This is a genomic window from Stenotrophomonas sp. Ste96 (genome assembly GCF_024519495.1).
Classification (GTDB): Bacteria; Pseudomonadota; Gammaproteobacteria; order Xanthomonadales; family Xanthomonadaceae; genus Stenotrophomonas; species Stenotrophomonas bentonitica_A.
Genome location: NZ_JALJRX010000001.1, coordinates 1,132,836 through 1,150,436, shown reverse-complemented (window position 1 = coordinate 1,150,436; position 17,601 = coordinate 1,132,836). Strand labels below are relative to the sequence as shown.

10 protein-coding genes are annotated in these 17,601 nt (G+C 67.4%); 5 read left to right on the top strand and 5 right to left on the bottom strand.

Annotated features, from left to right (window positions below; all coding sequences use genetic code 11):
• Positions 1–25 precede the first annotated feature (25 nt).
• From clpB to OC373_RS05240, 3 genes are all read left to right on the top strand, one after another.
• Complete coding sequence (gene clpB, locus OC373_RS05250) at positions 26–2,611, top strand: ATP-dependent chaperone ClpB (RefSeq protein WP_261997195.1); 2,586 nt, start codon at positions 26–28, stop codon at positions 2,609–2,611.
• Positions 2,612–2,735: 124 nt separating this feature from the next.
• Entirely contained in the window at positions 2,736–4,037 is a 1,302-nt protein-coding gene (locus OC373_RS05245) for an aminotransferase class I/II-fold pyridoxal phosphate-dependent enzyme (RefSeq protein WP_261997194.1), read from the top strand.
• Between the two features lie 249 nt (positions 4,038–4,286).
• Positions 4,287–5,168 (top strand): AraC family transcriptional regulator, encoded by an 882-nt coding sequence (locus tag OC373_RS05240; RefSeq protein ID WP_261997193.1) that lies wholly within the window; start codon positions 4,287–4,289, stop codon positions 5,166–5,168.
• Between the two features lie 6 nt (positions 5,169–5,174).
• Here OC373_RS05240 and ybaL read toward each other — a convergent pair whose 3' ends face one another.
• The gene (gene ybaL / locus OC373_RS05235) at positions 5,175–6,878 is read right to left on the bottom strand and encodes a YbaL family putative K(+) efflux transporter (RefSeq protein ID WP_019186130.1); all 1,704 of its coding nucleotides are present in this window, start codon (positions 6,876–6,878) and stop codon (positions 5,175–5,177) included.
• 261 nt (positions 6,879–7,139) lie between these two features.
• Entirely contained in the window at positions 7,140–9,533 is a 2,394-nt protein-coding gene (locus OC373_RS05230) for a TonB-dependent receptor (protein WP_026070238.1), read from the bottom strand.
• Positions 9,534–9,877: 344 nt separating this feature from the next.
• Here OC373_RS05230 and OC373_RS05225 point away from each other — a divergent pair, with 344 nt between their 5' ends.
• Complete coding sequence (locus OC373_RS05225; RefSeq protein WP_070425778.1) at positions 9,878–11,734, top strand: ABC-F family ATP-binding cassette domain-containing protein; 1,857 nt, start codon at positions 9,878–9,880, stop codon at positions 11,732–11,734.
• A 107-nt stretch (positions 11,735–11,841) separates the two neighbouring features.
• Here the strand turns inward: OC373_RS05225 and OC373_RS05220 are convergent, their stop codons facing one another.
• On the bottom strand, positions 11,842–12,702 hold the full coding sequence (locus OC373_RS05220) for a LysR family transcriptional regulator (RefSeq protein ID WP_261997192.1): 861 nt from the start codon (positions 12,700–12,702) through the stop codon (positions 11,842–11,844).
• A 205-nt stretch (positions 12,703–12,907) separates the two neighbouring features.
• Between OC373_RS05220 and blaL2 the strand changes: the two genes are divergently transcribed.
• Complete coding sequence (gene blaL2, locus OC373_RS05215) at positions 12,908–13,810, top strand: L2 family extended-spectrum class A beta-lactamase (RefSeq protein ID WP_261997191.1); 903 nt, start codon at positions 12,908–12,910, stop codon at positions 13,808–13,810.
• A 173-nt stretch (positions 13,811–13,983) separates the two neighbouring features.
• On the opposite strand, the gene ggpS is transcribed toward blaL2, so the two are convergent.
• Entirely contained in the window at positions 13,984–16,296 is a 2,313-nt protein-coding gene (gene ggpS / locus OC373_RS05210; RefSeq protein WP_019186135.1) for a glucosylglycerol-phosphate synthase, read from the bottom strand.
• Positions 16,293–17,561 carry an MFS transporter gene (locus tag OC373_RS05205; RefSeq protein WP_019186136.1) on the bottom strand — a complete coding sequence of 423 codons (1,269 nt, stop codon included), beginning with the start codon at positions 17,559–17,561 and terminating at the stop codon, positions 16,293–16,295. Before OC373_RS05205 ends, ggpS begins: the two co-directional genes overlap by 4 nt.
• Between the last annotated feature and the right edge of the window lie 40 nt (positions 17,562–17,601).

The following is a 17,601-nucleotide window of genomic DNA, read 5'->3' as shown; positions in this document are numbered from 1 at the left end:
CCCCGTTTACATCGAGGACAAGAACATGCGGATGGACAAGCTCACCTCGCGTTTCCAGCAGGCGCTGGCCGACGCGCAGTCGTTGGCCGTGGGCCGCGACCACAACATCATCGAACCGGTACATGTGTTCAGCGCGCTGCTGGACCAGCAGGGTGGCAGCACCCGCCCGCTGCTGGCCCAGGCCGGCGTCAACGTGCCGGTACTGCGCGAACGTTTGAATGAAACCCTGGAGGCCCTGCCCAAGGTCTCGGGGCAGGAAGGCAACCTGTCGATCGGCAACGATCTGAACCGGCTGCTCAACAACACCGACAAGCTGGCTCAGCAGCACGGCGATGCCTTCATCGCCAGTGAGTGGTTCGTGCTGGCCGCGGTCGACGACGGCGGCACCCTGGGCATGGCGCTGCGCGCCGCCGGTGCCGACAGGAAGAAGATCGAAACCGCCATCGACAAGGTGCGCGGCGGCGAGACCGTGCAGTCGGAAAATGCGGAAGACCAGCGCCAGGCGCTGGAGAAATACACCATCGACCTGACCGCGCGCGCAGAGAGCGGCAAGCTGGATCCGGTGATCGGCCGCGATGAGGAGATCCGTCGCACCATCCAGGTCCTGCAGCGCCGCACCAAGAACAACCCGGTGCTGATCGGTGAACCCGGCGTGGGCAAGACCGCCATCGTGGAGGGCCTGGCCCAGCGCATCATCAACGACGAAGTGCCCGAGGGCCTGCGCGGCAAGCGCGTGCTGTCGCTGGACATGGGCGCGCTGATCGCCGGTGCCAAGTTCCGCGGCGAGTTCGAAGAGCGCCTGAAGGGCGTGCTCAACGACCTTGCCAAGAGCGAAGGGCAGGTGATCCTGTTCATCGACGAGCTGCACACCATGGTTGGTGCGGGCAAGGCCGATGGCGCGATGGACGCGGGCAACATGCTCAAGCCCGCGCTGGCGCGCGGTGAGCTGCACTGCGTCGGTGCGACCACGCTGGACGAATACCGCAAGTACATCGAGAAGGATGCCGCGCTGGAGCGCCGCTTCCAGAAGGTGCTGGTGGGCGAGCCGAGCGTGGAAGACACCATCGCGATCCTGCGCGGGCTGAAGGAAAAGTACGCCGTGCACCATGGCGTGGAAATCACCGACCCGGCGATCGTCGCGGCGGCCACGCTGTCGCACCGCTACATCGCCGACCGCCAGCTGCCGGACAAGGCCATCGACCTGATGGACGAGGCCGCCTCGCGCATCCGGATGGAGATCGACTCCAAGCCGGAGGAACTGGATCGCCTGGAACGCCGCGTGATCCAGCTCAAGATCCAGCGCGAAATGCTCAAGAAGGAGAAGGACGACGCCTCGCGCCAGCGCCTGGCCGATCTGGAAACCGATATCGATGCACTGGAGCGCGAATTCTCCGACCTCAATGAAATCTGGAAGTCGGAGAAGGCGACGCTGCAGGGTGCCACCCGGATCAAGGAGCAGATCGAACAGGCCAAGCTGGAACTGGAATCGGCGCAGCGGCGCCAGGACTTCGGCCGCATGAGCGAGATCCAGTACGGGCAGCTGCCGCAGCTGGAAAAGCAGCTGGCCGCCGCGCAGGAAGTGGAAACCAGTGAGTTCAAGCTGGTCCAGGACCGGGTGACCGCCGAGGAGATCGCCGAAGTGGTCTCGCGCTGGACCGGCATCCCGGTCAACCGCATGCTCGAAGGCGAGCGCGACAAGCTGCTGCGCATGGAAGAGGTGCTGCACAACCGCGTGGTCGGCCAGGAAGAGGCGATCAAGGTGGTCTCCGATGCGGTGCGGCGTTCGCGTGCGGGCCTGTCCGATCTGGACCGTCCCAGCGGCTCGTTCCTGTTCCTGGGGCCGACCGGCGTGGGCAAGACCGAGCTGTGCAAGTCGTTGGCCGAGTTCCTGTTCGACAGCGCCGACGCGATGATCCGCATCGACATGAGCGAGTTCATGGAGAAGCACAGCGTCGCGCGGCTGATCGGTGCGCCCCCGGGCTACGTGGGCTACGAAGAAGGTGGCTACCTGACCGAAGCGGTGCGTCGCCGCCCGTATTCGCTGATCCTGCTCGATGAGGTGGAGAAGGCGCATCCGGACGTGTTCAACATCCTGCTGCAGGTGCTGGACGATGGCCGCCTGACCGATGGCCAGGGCCGCACGGTGGACTTCCGCAATACCGTCATCGTGATGACCTCCAACCTGGGCTCGCACCAGATCCAGGACATGAGCAGCGATGACAGCCCGGAGGCCTACACGCAGATGAAGGCCGCGGTGATGGGCGTGGTGCAGGCGCACTTCCGCCCGGAATTCATCAACCGCCTGGACGACATCGTGGTGTTCCACCCGCTGGACAAGGTGCAGATCAAGCAGATCGCCCGCATCCAGATGCAGGGCCTGGAAAAGCGCCTGGCCGAACGCGGCCTGCGCATCGAGGTCAGCGACGAGGCCTTCCAGCTGCTGGGCAACGTCGGCTTCGATCCGGTCTATGGTGCGCGTCCGCTCAAGCGTGCGATCCAGTCGCAGCTGGAGAACCCGCTGGCGCAGAAGATCCTGTCCGGCGAGTTCCTCAACGGCGATGTGATCCGGGTCGATGCGGCCGAGGGCAAGCTGGTGTTCGTGAAGGGCTGAGCCCCGCGCGCACCGGCGGCCTGATAACCGCTGGGCCTCACACCATGCATGTTCGGCATGAACCCCCGCCTCGGCGGGGGTTTTTTGTTCGGTATCGTCGGCACTCACCTGGAGGCGATGCGCTATGTCCGAACACGGCAGTCCCGAATCACAGTGGCGCGCGGAGACCATCGCGGTGCATGGCGGTTACCGCCCCGACCCCACCACGCGCGCGGTGGCGGTGCCGATCTACCAGACCGTGGCCTACGCCTTCGATGACACCCAGCACGGCGCGGACCTGTTCGACCTGAAAGTGCCGGGCAACATCTACACCCGCATCATGAACCCGACCACGGACGTGCTCGAGCAGCGCATCGCCGCGCTGGAGGGCGGGATCGGTGCACTGGCACTGGCTTCGGGCCAGGCCGCGATCACCTACGCGGTCCAGACCATCGCCGAGGCGGGCGACAACATCGTCTCGGCCAGTGCCCTGTACGGCGGCACCTACAACCTGTTCGCGCACACGCTGCCGCAGTTCGGGATCGAAACGCGCTTTGCCGACTACCGCGATCCGCAGGCGTTCGGCGCGCTGATCGATGAGCGCACCAAGGCGGTGTTCGTCGAATCCATCGGCAACCCGCGCGGCAACATCACCGACATCGAGGCGGTGGCAAAGATCGCGCATGCGCATGGCGTGCCGCTGATCGTGGACAACACGGTCGCCACGCCCTACCTGCAGCGCTCGTTCGATTTCGGCGCGGACATCGTGGTGCATTCGTTGACCAAGTACCTCGGTGGTCATGGCACCAGCCTGGGCGGGGCGATCGTGGATTCCGGGCGCTTCCCCTGGGCGGAGCACAAGCAGCGCTTCCGCCGCTTGAACGAGCCGGACGTGAGCTACCACGGCGTGGTCTACACCGACGCCCTCGGGCCGGCCGCCTACATCGGCCGCGCGCGGGTGGTCCCGCTGCGCAATACCGGCGCGGCCATCTCACCGTTCAATTCCTTCCTGATCCTGCAGGGTATCGAGACCCTGGCGCTGCGCCTGGACCGGATCAACGCCAACACGCTGGCGGTGGCCGAACACCTTCAGCGCCATCCCAAGGTGGCGTGGGTCAACTACGCCGCGCTGCCCGACCATCCCGAGCACGCGTTGGTGCAGAAGTACCTGCGCGGCTACGGTTCCGGCGTGCTGACCTTCGGCCTGCCCGGTGGCCGCGCGGCCGGCGCGCGCTTCCTGGACGCGCTGCAGCTGTTCACTCGCCTGGTGAACCTGGGCGATGCCAAATCCCTGGCCACGCATCCGGCCTCGACCACGCACCGGCAGCTGGATGCGGCCGAGCTGGAGAAGGCGGGCGTCAGCGAAGACACGGTGCGGCTGTCGGTGGGCATCGAACACATCGACGACCTGCTCGCCGATCTGGAGCAGGCGTTGGCCAAGGCGTAAGGGCAGGACCCATGGCGGCCGGTGCGGGCCGGCCGCCGTGGGGTTTTTCCATGCGGCCATGGGATTCTCCGCCATGGGGTAGAGCCACGCCATGCGTGGCTGCTTCTTCTTCCGGCGCCGCAGCCACGCATGGCGTGGCTCTACCTGCAGGGTTAGGATCGGCTGACGATCGCCCAACTGCGCAAGATCGGCCACGCGCCAAGGTGGGACACGACGCACGCTGAGCGTCACCTAGAGAGGGAGCCCGCCATGCGCCGCATTGCCCAGGTCCGCCAGCGCCACGGTATCGATCGCGTCATCGCCCATCTGCAGGCCTGCCTGCGTGCTGGCGATCCCTTGCCGGATCTGGAAGCGCTGGCCGCGATCGCGCACCAGTCACCGTTCCATTTCCATCGCCTGTACCGCGCGCTGACCGGCGAAACGCCCGGGCGCACCGTGGCGCGCCTGCGCTTGCTGCAGGCGCTGCAGCTGCTCGGCCAGGCGGACAGCCGGGTGACCGAGGTGGCCTTGAACGTCGGTTATGAAAGCCCACAGGCGCTGGCCCGCGCCTGTCGCCAGGCGCTGGATGCCACGCCGAGCAGCCTGCGCGAGAATGCCGGGCTGCGCAGCCACTGGCAGCAGCGGCTGGCGCTGCCGGCGGGCGATCACGCAGACGCGACGGTGCCGTTGCAGGTTACGGTGACCACACTGGACCCCTTCGATGTGGTGGCGCTGCGCACGCAAGGGGCCTTCGATGATCTGGATCAGGCGTTCGGCGAGATCTTCACCTGGGCCGCCGAGCAGGGCTGGGCCGAGCAGCTGCAGCAGCTGATCGGCATCGCCCGGACGGACCACCGCGATGCGCCGGCGCAGGAATGCGTATTCGATTGCGCAATGGGCTTCGGGCGCACGCCGCAGGCGCTACCGACCCCGCTGCGTGCGTTGACGCTGGGCGGCGGCACGTATGCCGTGCTGCGCCATGTGGGCAGTTACGCGGGCCTGGAAGCGGCCACTGATGCCCTGCTACGCGACTGGCTGCCCGACAGTGGTCACACGCTGCGCGATGCAGAGCTGTACTACCACTACCTGGATGACCCCGAACAGGTGCCCGAGGCCATCCTGCGCGCCGATATCTGCGTGCCGGTGGGGTAGCGGCGGTCAGACCACCGGAATGCTGTGCTGCTGCCCCATCGTGCGGTACGGCGGGGTGGACATCACCATCTCGGCCAGCGAATAGGCCAGCTCGCGCTCGGCCATGACCGTGCCATCGGCGCCGTGGGCGAGCAGGTGCTTCACCTCGGCATCGCTGTGTGCGCGCGCCAGCAGGGTCAGGCCCGGATTGAGCGCGCGCAGCTTGGCCAGGGTCTCACCGGCTTCCAGCGGCTGCGGAATCGCCAGCACGGCGATCTTTGCGCGCTCGGGGTGTGCTTCGGCCAGCACGCGATCAGAGGCCGCGCTGCCACGGATGCCCGGCAGGCCGGCCGCATGCGCCTCGGCAACGTGCTCCTTGTTGTCGTCGATGATCATCACCGGCACGCCACGGTCGCGCAGGACCTGCGCCAGGGCGCTGCCGACGCGGCCGTAGCCGATCACGATGGCATGGTCGTGCAGGTCCAGCGAGGGGCCGGGCGGCAGCTCGGTCTCCACCGCAGTGGGGGTGGTTTCCTGGTTCTTCAGCAGCCAGCGGTCGAGCAGGCCGAACACCAGCGGGTTGAGCATGATCGAGATCAGCGCGCCGGCCAGTACCAGGGCCTGGCCGGTCGGCGGCAGGATCTTCAGGGTCACGCCGAGGCCGGCGATGATGAAGGCGAACTCGCCGATCTGCGCCAGGCTGGCCGAGATGGTCAGCGCGGTACCCGTGGGATGGCCGAAGGCACGCACGATCACGAACGCGGCGGCAGACTTGCCGAACATGATGATCGCGGCGGTGGCCAGCACCTGCCACGGGTGCTCGATCAGGATGGCCGGGTTGAACAGCATGCCGACCGAAACGAAGAACAGCACCGCGAACGCATCGCGCAGCGGCAGGGAATCGTTGGCGGCCTTGTGGCTCAGCTCCGATTCGTTGAGCAGCATGCCGGCGAAGAACGCGCCCAGCGCGAAGGAGACGCCGAACAGCATCGCCGAGCCGAACGCCACGCCCAGCGCGATCGCCAGCACGGCCAGGGTGAACAGCTCGCGCGAGCCGGTACCGGCGATGCGCTCCAGGATCCATGGGATCACCCGGCGCCCGACCACCAGCATCACCGCCACGAACAGGCCCAGCTGCACGAAGGTCCAGCCGATGCTGGCCAGCACGCTGCCGACGGTATGGGTTTCATTGGCCGCATCGGGGCCGAACACGCCGGCCAGCACCGGCATCATCACCAGGGCCAGGACGCAGGCCAGGTCTTCCACGATCAGCCAGCCGATCGCGATCTTGCCGCGCGTGGTTTCCAGCAGGCGCCGTTCTTCCATCGCGCGCAGCAGCACCACGGTACTGGCGGTGGCCAGCGAGAAACCGAACACCACGCCGTAGATCACCGGCCAGCCCATCAACGCGGCCAGGCCCCAGCCGAGCAGCGTGGCGACCAGGATCTGGCCGATCGCACCCGGGATGGCGATCGCTTTGACCTCCATCAGGTCCTTCAGCGAGAAATGCAGGCCGACCCCGAACATCAGCAGCATCACGCCGATCTCGGCCAGCTGGTTGGCCAGTGCCTGGTCGGCAACGAAGCCGGGGGTGAACGGGCCTACGCAGATGCCTGCAATCAGATAACCGACCAGGGGAGACAAACGCAGCTTGTTGGCCAGCGCGCCAAAGATGAAGGCGAGCCCAAGGCCAACGGCAACGATGTTGATCAGGTCGGTGTCATGGTGCATCGGGGCTCGCAAAGATGGGGGGTGCCCCGATTTTCACCGATGCGGCCGGTCCGGGCAAACATCCTTGCTCGCAATGCTGCTATGTCCCCGTGGTCAGGTCATGTGCTGTCCGGGACAGCGAAGGCGCGCTGCGATGAATGCGCAGATCCCGGCATTTCGGTGGCCCAAGCGCACATGCCCCGGGGGACCGGGGCATGTGCGTTTTTCAGGCGGTGACCGCGATGTTCGGTGGTGCCGGCCAGCGGCCGGCAGTCCCCCTTGTTACCACTTGTAGGTCACGCGCCCGTACACGTAGGCACCATTGAACCCGTACGGCGAGTAGTTGCTGTACGGCAGCATGCCCCAGGTGGAGTTCTGCAGGTCCACGGTGCGGTCGGGGTACTCGTCCAGGATGTTGTCCGCACCCAGGGTCAGGGTCCAGTTCTCGCTGGGCTTGTAGCTGGCCGAGGCATCGAGCACCCACGAGGCGTCGTAGGTCTGGTCACGCAGGGCGGTGGCCGAGTTGCGCACGGTGAACGAGCCGTAGCGCGTGGCGGCCAGGTTGAGGTCCCAGCGGTCCGAACGCCACGTGCCGCTGAGGATGGTCTTGTCGCGCGGGTAGCTGTCTTCGATGCGGCCGATCTCATCGCGGCCGATCAGCGACTGGGTGATGCCCAGCGCGCCGAACACCGCCGGCGAGGCGATGAACTTCTTCACCTCGGTCTCGTTGTAGCTGTAGGCCGCGGTCAGTTCCAGCGAACTGGCGGCGAAGGGGATGGTGTAGCTGGAGACCGCATCCACGCCGCGGGTGCGGGTGTCCACGCCGTTGGTGAAGTAGGAGAACGCCGTGACGCCCGGCAGCCCCAGGTTGGACAGCAGCGCATTGGCGGCGTCATTGGTGGTGATGTTGGTGGACAGCACGATGCGGTCATCGATGTCGATCTGGTACGCATCCACGGTCAGGTACAGCCGGTCCACCGGCTGCAGCACCAGGCCCAGGCTGTAGGAGGTCGAGCTCTCGGCCTTCAGCGGGCTGGCGCCCAGCGCCTGCGCGGCCGGGCTGGTGGTCGGGAAGGTGCCGCGTTCGACGAACACGCCGTTGACGATCGTGCTGGTCACCGCCTGGTAGCTCTGCTGGGCCAGCGACGGCGCGCGGAAGCCGCTGGACGCCGTGGCGCGCAGGGCAACCTTGTCGGTGAAGGCATAGCGGGCGGAGAGCTTGCCGGAGAACTTGTCGCCGAAGTCCGAGTAGTCCTCGTAGCGGCCGGTGACACCGGCGGAGAACTTGTCGCTGAGGTCGGCTTCCAGGCCAGCGTAGACGGCGTAGTTGTCGCGGTCGGCGTCCACGGCGTTGAGCGGGGTGAAGCCGCCGAAGCCCTGCGCACCGCTGCCGGTGTAGGAATTCAGTTCACCGGCCGATTGCTCCCACTTCTCCTTGCGGTACTCACCGCCGAAGGACAGCGTGACCGGGTAGGCCAGGCCCCAGTCCAGGGTCTTGGTCACATCGGCATTGACGATGTTCTGGGTGTACTCCAGCGCGCCGTCGTAGAACGAGCGCGGGCTGTTTACGCCGAGCGCGTAGTTGATGCTGTTGCGGGTGTGGAAATCGATCTTGTTGGCGCCGTAGTTGTAGCTGACATCCCAGTTCCAGCCGCTGTCCGTATCGCCCTTGACGCCAGCGACCAGCGAGCGGTCCTTGGAGTACTGGTTGATCTCCGGCACGAACCCGTCCGGGTAGGTCTGCGCCAGCAGCGCGCCCTGGCTGAGGTGGTTGCGCGAGCGGTAGAACGCGAACGAGGTGATGTCACGGTTGCTGGCCATCGCCGTGGCGTAGGCCGAGACGTGGTCGCTGAACTGGAAGCTGGCGTTGGCCGAGGCGGCGGTCGCATCCACCTGCGGATCGCCGACCACGAAGGTGGTCTGGCCGATGCTGGGGAAGTTGCTCGTGTTCGGCGTGGTGCCCTGGTAGGGACCGGCGCGGTTGCTTTCGTCCTGCTGGATGATCTGGCCGGCCACGTGCACGCTGCCACGGCCGTCGGCGAAGCCGATGCCGGTATCGCCGGAGAGCTGGTACTTGTTGCCGTCACCGGCCGAGTACTGGCCGGCATCCAGCGCCAGACTGCCGCCGGAGGACGAGCCCTTGAGCACGATGTTGATCACGCCGGCGATGGCGTCCGAGCCGTACTGCGCCGAGGCGCCGTCGCGCAGCACTTCCACGCGCTCGATCGAGGCGATCGGAATCGCGTTGATGTCCACCGCCGAGGAGCCGCGGCCGATGCTGCCGTTGACGTTGATCTGGGCCGAGGTGTGGCGGCGCTTGCCGTTGACCAGCACCAGCACCTGGTCCGGGGAGAGGCCGCGCAGCTGCGCCGGCCGGATGCCGCTGGTGCCGTCGGTCAGGGCCGGGCGCGGGAAGTTCAGCGAGGGCAGGGCGCGGGCCAGGGCCGTGGCCAGTTCGGTGGTGCCGGTGGACTGCAGCGCCTCGGGGGTGATGATGTCGATCGGCGACTGCGACTCGGCCACGGTGCGGTCGGCCACGCGGGTGCCGGTGACGATGATGGTGTCCAAGGTGTTGGCCGCCGTGCGGGCGGGCGCATCCTGGGCGGTAGCGGCGAAGCTGGACATACCGAGCGCGACAGCTACGGCGGCGGCGAGCGTACTGGTCTTGCGGTTCATCAGGATGTGGCTCCGGTAGTGGCGGTGCTGCACCAAAGCGACATCACGACATCGAGGATCGGGTCTGCGAAGGCGGTTGTTGCGGTGCGCAATAGACGGATTAACGGGATATTCATCGCTTGTCAAATGTTTGCCGTTTTCGCAAAAAACGTTGCAGCAGCAACCATTTACGTGAGGCGGGGGATTCGACAGGAGGGTCCCGGGGAAGCGCGGGCAGGATCGTGGGAGAGAGAAACGAGGCCTGCCGCGCATCCCGGGGCCCGTCAAGTATTCGTTAACGCTAGAATTACGTCGCAGGAAAGGTGCTCACGAGCACATTCCATTCCGTTATATGGACCCCCAAGATGATTTCCCTTCGTAACTTCGCCTTGCGCCGTGGCGAGCGGCTGCTGTTGTCCAATGTCGACCTGACCCTGCACGCGGGGTACCGCGTGGGCGTGGTCGGCCGCAACGGGGCCGGCAAGTCCAGCCTGTTCGCCGCCGTGAAGGGTGAGCTGGAGGCGGACAAGGGCGACGTCGATCTGCCCGGCAAGATCCGCATCGCCAGCGTGGCCCAGGAAACCCCGTCGCTGCCCGACCCGGCGCTGCAGTTCGTGCTGGAAGGCGACACCGAGGTGGCCGCCGTCATGCGTGAAGAGGCTGCGGCCGCGGCACGTGAAGACTGGGAAGCCGTTGCCACCGCCCACCAGCGCATGGCCGAGATCGGCGCCTATGACGCCGAAGCGCGCGCCGGCAAGCTGCTGCATGGCCTGGGCTTCCCGGCCGAGACGCACTCGCGTGCGGTCTCCTCGTTCTCCGGCGGCTGGCGCGTGCGCCTGAACCTGGCACGCGCGCTGATGATGCCCAGCGACCTGCTGCTGCTGGACGAACCGACCAACCATCTGGATCTGGACGCGGTGTTCTGGCTGGAGCAGTGGCTGCTCAAGTACCCGGGCACCCTGCTGCTGATCTCGCATGACCGCGAGTTCCTGGACAACGTGGCCACCCACACCCTGCACCTGCACGGTGGCGGCGCCAAGCTGTACGTTGGCGGTTACACCGATTTCGAGCGCCAGCGCGCCGAACAGCTGCGCCAGCAGCAGCTCGCCCACGAGAAGGAACAGGCCGAGCGCGCGCATCTGCAGAGCTTCATCGACCGCTTCAAGGCGCAGGCCAGCAAGGCCGCCCAGGCGCAGAGCCGCATGAAGCGCCTGGCCAAGCTGGCCGGCACCGAGGCCGTGCGCGCCGAGCGCGAATTCCGCATCGAATTCGCCCCGCCGGCCAAGCTGCCGTTCTCGCTGATCCGCCTGAACCATGTCGAGGCCGGTTACGGCGCCGATTCGGTGATCCTGCACAACGTGGGCTTCGGCCTGGAGGCCGGCCAGCGTATCGGTCTGCTCGGCCCGAACGGCGCCGGCAAGACCACGCTGGTGAAGACCCTGGTGGGTGAGCTGGACCCGATCAGTGGTGAGCGTGCCGCGCATCCGGACCTGCGCATCGGTTACTTCGCCCAGCACACGGTGGAATCGCTGCACGAAGGGCAGTCGCCGATGGAGCACTTCCGCGACCTTGCCCCGGACGCGCCGAACCAGTCCTTCCGCGATTTCCTCGGCAAGTGGAACTTCGCCGGTGACCGCGCCTTCGAACCGGTGGATGGCTTCTCCGGTGGCGAACGCGCGCGCCTGGCGTTGGCATTGATCGCCTACCAGCAGCCCAACGTGCTGCTGCTCGACGAACCGACCAACCACCTGGACCTGGAAATGCGCGAAGCGCTGGCTGAAGCGCTGGCCGACTTCGAAGGCGCGATCGTGATGGTCTCCCATGACCGCCATCTGATCGGCCTGGTCTGCGATACCTTCTGGCGCGTGGCCGATGGCGTGGTGGAGCCGTTCGACGGCGACCTGGATGCGTACGCGGCCTGGCTGCGGTCGCGTCCCGCCGCGCAGGGCACCAAGCAGAAGATGGCCGCGGCGGCTCCGGAGCCGGCACCGCCGACCCCGCCGCTGCCCGCGCGCAAGCCCGCCAACCCGCACAAGCTGGCCGCCGCTGAAGCCAAGGTCGGCGAACTGGAGGCGCTGTTGGCCGACCTGGACCGCCAGCTGGCCGATCCGTCGAACTACGCCGATGCGACCCGCATGGCCGTGCTCGGGCGTGATCGCGAAGCCACTGCCACCCTGCTCAGCAAGGCCGAGCAGACGTGGATGGAGTTGCTGGACGCCTGATCGGGGCGGGCGATGCGGCACGCTGGTCGTGCCGCATCCCGTATGGATCCACGCCATGCGTGGATGAGGTGCGTTCGGACGTTCGGCCATCCGCGCATGGCGTGGATCTACCCGGCGTCCAGCCATTCCCGGAACCGCCGCGCCGCATCACTCTCGGCGCGCGAGCGAAGCCGCGTCAGCCAGTACCGCCCCAGCTCCAGCGTCTGCGCGAAGGGCTGGATCAGACGGCCGTGGGCCAGATCCTGCTCGAACATCTTCAACGGCAACAGCGCCACGCCGGCGCCTGCGGCGGCGGCACTGGCCAGCGTCAGTGACGAATCAAACACCGGGCCGCGGGCGTCCAGTTCCGGCGCGCCTGCCGCCTGCAACCAGCGCGGCCATTCGTCGCTGCGATAGGAGCGCAACAACGGCACCGTGGCCAGATCGCGGGGGTGCCGCAGCGTACGTGCCAGCGCCGGCGCGCATAGCGGCGCGAAAGGAGCATCCAGCACGGCATCGCTGACCTGCCCCTGCCAATCGCCATCACCGAACCGGATCGCCAGGTCCAGCCCTTCACCGGCCAGATCGATGCGGTTGTTGTGGGTCTGCAGGCGCAGCTCGATATCCGGATGGCGCGCATTGAAATCCCCCAGGCGCGGCAGCAGCCAGCCGGTGGCGAAGGTGCCGACCACCCCCACGCTCAGCACCTCGCGGAAATGCCCGCCGACGAACCGGTCCAGGCTCACCGCGATACGGTCGAAGGCCTCGTTGAGCACCGGATACAGGCGGGCCCCTTCATCGGTCAGGGCGACCCCGCGTGGCAACCGGGTGAAAAGCGACACCCCGAGCCGGTCCTCCAGTGCCCGGATCTGATGGCTCAGCGCAGCCTGGCTGACGCACAGCTCCAGCGCGGCGCGGGTGAAGTTCTGGTGCCGGGCGGCGGCCTCGAAGGCGCGCAGGGCATTGAGCGGCAGCTGGGGGCGGAGCATGGGCGAGCCGTGAGCAGGGATGATGCATCATCGCACCGCGGGGCGGTGCCGGCACGCCAATCACCACGGATACACCGGATTTCGTGGGGTTGGGAGGCGTGCTTCAGACGATGGTATTAGGTGAGCTGATGGCTCCCGATGAAAATCCTCGCTGGTGGCCGGCGCGCAACCTGCCAATACTCGGGCCTTCGCCAAGGAGAACCCCATGATCGCTCGACGACAGTTCCTGCAATGGACCGGCGCGGCCGCCGCCTCGGCGCTGGCCGCCACCGCCTTGGCCAAGACCGCGCTGCCCTCGCCGAAACCCGCCGTCGCGGCGAAGGACTTCGCGGCGCTGGAAGTGGCGAGCGGGGGCCGCCTGGGCGTGACCCTGCTCAACACCGCCACCGGATGGCGTACCGGCAACCGGCAGGACGAGCGTTTCCCGATGTGCAGTACGTTCAAATTCGTGTTGTCCGCGGCGGTCCTGCATCTGGCCGACCAGGGCACGCTCCCGCTGGACCGGCGCATCCCCGTGCGCCAGCAGGACATGCTCTCGCATGCGCCGGTGACGACGCGACACATCGGCAAGGATGTCACCGTGCGCGACCTGTGCCGGGCAACGATGATCACCAGCGACAACCCTGCCGCGAACCTGCTGCTCGGGGTGGTCGGCGGACCGGCCGGGGTGACGGCGTTCCTGCGTGCCAATGGCGATGCGGTGACCCGCAATGATCGGCTCGAGCCGGAGATGAACCGCTTCACTCCCGGCGACCCGCGCGATACCACCAGCCCGGCCGCGATGGCGGCGAGCCTGCAGCGCTTCGTGCTCGGGGATGTGCTGAAGCCTGCCTCGCGGCAGCAGCTGGCGGATTGGTTGATCGACAACGAAACCGGCGATGCGCGGCTGCGCGCCGGGTTGTCCAAGGCGTGGCGGGTGGGCGACAAGACCGGCAGCAACGGGGAGGACACCACCAACGACATCGCCATCCTGTGGCCGCTCGCCGGCGGTGCGCCGTGGGTGCTGACCAGCTACCTGCAGGGCGCGACGGTGGACGATGCCGGCCGCAACGATGTGCTGCGGCAGGTGGCCGTGATCGCCGAAGGCATCATGCAGCAGGCCGGGTAGGCGATACCGCCCGGTAGGCACCGACCGTTGGTCGGCGCGAACAGGGTAGGCACCGACCGTTGGTCGGTGCGCACGCCGTAGTGCCGGCCGCTGGCCGGCAACCCATGAAACCGGCATCGCCCGCAGCCGGCACCGCTTGGAGCCGGCCAGCGGCCGGCACTACCGTTCCCGCGTCAGCCTTCGGATTGGCTGGTGCGCACGGCCTCCAGGAACTCCCGGCCCCAGCGATCCACGTCGTAGTACTCCACGCTGCCGAACAGCTGGCGCATGCGTCCGGTGGCTTCCTCGTCGGGCATCGACAACGCCTGCAGCAGGCCGGCGGTGAGGTCGGCCGGGTCATGCGGATTGGTCAGCACCGCGCCCTTCAACTCGGCCGCCGCACCGGCGAATTCACTGAGCACCAGCACGCCGTTGCTGCCCTCGATCCCCTGCGTGGCCACGAACTCCTTGGACACCAGGTTCAAGCCATCACGCAGCGGGGTGATCCACATCACCTGCGCGGCGGCGTAATGGGCCACCACTTCTTCGAACGGCAGCGCCTGGGCGAAGAACCGCACCGGGGTCCAGTCCAGCCGCGAGAAGCGCCCGTTGATCCGCCCCACCGCCTGCTCGATCTGGTTCTGCAGCGTGCGGTAGATGGTCATCTCGCGCGCGGCCGGCACGCAGATCATCAGCAGGGTGACCTTGCCCTGGCGGTCCGGGTGCTGTTCCAGCAGGCGCTCGAACGCCTCCAGCTTGGCCAGCGTCCCCTTGGTGTAATCCAGGCGCTCCACCGAGAGCACCAGCTTGCGCGCGCCGATCTCGCGGCGCAGCTTGAAGATGTCGTTGCGCACGTCGCTGCGTGCGAGCACGTTGTGGATGCGGCGCAGGTCGGTGCCCACCGGATGTGCACCCAGAGCGACTTCGCGATCGCCCACACGCAGGCGCGTGGTCATCGTGTCCAGGCCAACCGCGCACCCGTAGGTGAGGAAGCGCGGGGCGCAGCTTTCCCACGCCAGGCGCTCGGCCGGCATCGCACCGCGGACCACGTCCACGAAGTTCTCCACCTGGCGCGGAATGTGGAAGCCGATGTAATCGCAGCTGAGCAGGCTGCCGATGATCTCGCGGCGCCACGGCACCACGTTGAACACATCGGCCGAGGGGAAGTAGGTGTGGTGGAAGAAAGCGATCTTCAGGTCCGGGCGCAGCTCGCGCAGCGTGGCCGGCACCATCCACAGGTTGTAGTCGTGGATCCACACCGTCGCGCCATGCGCGGCCTCTGCGGCAGTGGCCTCGGCGAACTTGCGGTTGACCTTCAGGAACACCTGCCAATCTTCCTCGCGGAACTTGGCGCGCTCCCAGAACACATGCAGCATCGGCCAGAACGCTTCCTTGGAAAAGCGCTTGTAGAAGATGTCCACTTCCTGCTTGCTCAGCGGCACGCGCGCGGCGGTCAGGGTCGGGTAGCGCTCGGCATCCACCGGCAGGTGGGTCTGGAACGGGCCGCGCTTGGGCTCATCGATGCCCCAGGCCACCCAGGAGCCTTTCTGGCCGCCTTCGAAGAAGCTCAGCAGCGAGGGAATGATGCCGTTCGGCGAGCGCGGCGGACGCTGCACCAGCACGCCGTCTTCCATGACTTCATCGAAGGGCAGGCGGTGGTAGACCATCACCAGGTCCGCCCCGTCTGCGCGTGCCTGCGCCGGCGGGCGCAGGAAGGGATCGTCATCGGCAAGCAGGTGGAAATGTTCGATCGCTTCGAGAATGCCGCCACACCCCGGTGCCTGCGCGTGGAAGGTGTGGTCCAGGTCGGCGGTGGCGGCGGTCAGTGCCGGCTCGGAATCGCCGACGCACACCCCGCGGAAACCTGAGGTGTACATCGACAGGTCGTTGAGGGTGTCACCGGCCACCAGGATGCGGTCGCGCGGCAGTTCCAGCAGGCGCGCAAGCGCGGCCAGGGTGCGGCCCTTGTCGGTATCCGGCGGCAGGATGTCCAGATAGCGGTCGGCCGAATACAGCACATCGCAGCCCAGCGCCTGTGCGGCCGCCTGGATCTGCGAGCGCAGTGGCGCCAGCGTGTCCGGATCACAGAAATACGAGCAGCGGCGTTCCTGCGGCACGTCCTGGCGCTGCAGCGCGGTGAACGGACGCATCGCCGCGGCGACCACCTGCTCACCCGGCCAGTGCGCGTCGATCATCGATTGCAGGGGCTGCAGCGGCTGCAGGGTGTGGCCATCGACGACGGTGGCGCCGACATCGCAGACCACGTAGTCCGGGCGCGGAATGGCCGGATCGGAGAGCAGGGGCATCACCGCTTCCAGGCCGCGGCCGGTGATGAAGATCAGGCGGATGCCGGGGTGCTGGTCGACCAGCCGGTAGAGCCGATGGCGCGCGGCGGCATCGCCGGCGAGGAAGGTGCCATCCAGATCGGTGGCAAGGATCAGTTGCGGTGCCGGCGGCGCCGGCGGTGTACGGGTTGGAGTGAGGGAGGTCGGTGTCGAAACAGTCAATGCACTTCCTTATCGGAGTCAGAGGGGAGGGGGGTATCGGGATCCGGCGGTGCGGTGTCGGTCTCGGGCATGAGCTCAAGGGCCGAGGGCGTGGTGCGCAGCATCAGCCGGAACCCGACCGGATGCGTGCGCAGGCGCTGGAAACTGAGCAGGCGCGCGGTGGTGAATAACGCCAGCAGCATCAGCACCACCGCGAAGTACAACGGCAGCGCAGGCGCGCCAAAGCGTTGCATGGCCGCACCGGCCAGTGCCGGGCCAAGCGCAGCGCCCACGCCATGCACCAGCAGCAGGCTGGAGCACCCGGACAGCAGGTCTTCGCGTGGCAGGTAATCGAGCATGTGCGCCACGGCGAAGGGATACAGGGCGAAGGCCAGCCCGCCGTAGAAGAAGAACAGGCCGAACAGCAGATGGGTCTGCAGCTGGATCATCGGCAGCGACGCCACGACGGCGATGCCGGCCGCAGCCAGGCTGAGGGCGACCAGCCCAGTGCGGCGGTCATGCCCGTCGCTGATATGGCCCAGCGGCCACTGCAGCAACGCGCCACCGGCGATGGCGGTCAGCATGAACAGGGCTACGCCATTGCCATCCAGGCCGACCTCGCCGGCGTACACCGGCAGCAGGCCCCAGAACGCGCCCATCGCCAGCCCGGACAGGCCGGCGGCAACGGTCGCCACCGGCGCCATCGCGTACAGGCGCGCCAGTTTCAGGCGCGGCACCGAGGGAATCTCCGGCGGGCGCAGCCGCGTGGCGGTGACCGGCAACACCGCCGCGCAGACCAGGATGGCGGTGAGCATGAACATCGAGGTCGCGCCGGCGTCGCCGAGCATCAGCAGCACCTGGCCCAGGGCCAGTGCCGAGAGATTGACCACCATGTAGAGCGAGAAGGCGCGGCTGCGCAGCCGGGGGTCGGGCTCGGCGTTGAGCCAGCTCTCGATCACCGTGTACAGGCCGACCAGAGCGATGCCGGTGAGGATGCGCAGTACACCCCAGCCCACCGGGTTGATCCACAGCGGGTGCAGCAGCACCGCGATGGCGGCGAGGGCGGCAAAGAAGGCAAACGCACGGATATGGCCGATGCGGCCGATCAGCGAGGGGGCGAAGAAGGTGCCGATGAAAAACCCGGCGAAATAGCCGGACATCACCAACCCCAACGTGCCGGCACCGAAGCCGGCTTCACCACCGCGCACCGCCAGCAATGTCCCGAGCAGGCCGCTGCCGGTCAGCAACAGCGCCACACCGGTGAGCAGGGCGGTCAGCCGCAACACGCGTGCGTCCTTCGTGGGGAAGAAGGCGAACGAATCACGT